This is a genomic window from Mesorhizobium sp. M7A.F.Ca.CA.003.01.2.1 (assembly GCF_003998945.1).
Classification (GTDB): Bacteria; Pseudomonadota; Alphaproteobacteria; order Rhizobiales; family Rhizobiaceae; genus Mesorhizobium; species Mesorhizobium ciceri.
Genome location: NZ_RZRA01001567.1, coordinates 1 through 609, shown reverse-complemented (window position 1 = coordinate 609; position 609 = coordinate 1). Strand labels below are relative to the sequence as shown.

The following is a 609-nucleotide window of genomic DNA, read 5'->3' as shown; positions in this document are numbered from 1 at the left end:
GAACTGGTGGTCTCGTTGGAGGGTTTCTGCAAATCCAGCGCATCGACGCCGGCCGTTGACGAGCAGCCGGCAAGGCATAGCGATGCTATCAAAAAACTGACGACGCCCGGAATCCGCATCTGGACCTGTACTCAAAACACAACAGACCGAGGGCGAAACGACAGCCGACGGACAAACCGGATCAGTTATGAATGAGAAATTACCAATAAAGTTTGAATCAAGTTTTTTTCGCCATACCGCATGCGGGTAAGCGCGGTGGAAACTGGCTCAGGATTTCCTGAAGACGCCGATCATCGGCCCGAGATTCCAGTAGTCGTCTTTGCGGCCGATGGCAGGCGCAAACAGGCTGGATATCGTGCCGTCGAGGAACAGCGCGTTATCGCAACCGAGCGCGTCGCGGAAAAGCCGGGCGAAGGCATGGAAGGTCACCGTGCCATTCGAAATCGCAAAGACCGCGACGCCATCCTTTCGCACCCCGACACCGTCGCGGGTTTTCCGCGAAGTGCCGTCGGCCTGGAATTTCGGATGCAGCTTGCCGTCGATCACCAGCATCGGCCCCGATTGCGTCGCATAGTCGACGGTCGGGCGCCTCTTCACGAAGTCCCTGGT

2 protein-coding genes are annotated in these 609 nt (G+C 57.6%); one reads left to right on the top strand and one right to left on the bottom strand.

All coding sequences use genetic code 11. From position 1 onward, the window contains the following. On the top strand, positions 1–195 hold a 195-nt coding region (locus tag EN969_RS35705; protein ID WP_206525371.1), incomplete at its 5' end, for a hypothetical protein. A gap of 72 nt (positions 196–267) precedes the next feature. Here the strand turns inward: EN969_RS35705 and EN969_RS34235 are convergent. Next, the coding region (locus EN969_RS34235; protein ID WP_206525370.1) for a phosphodiester glycosidase family protein at positions 268–609 on the bottom strand (342 nt) is incomplete at its 5' end.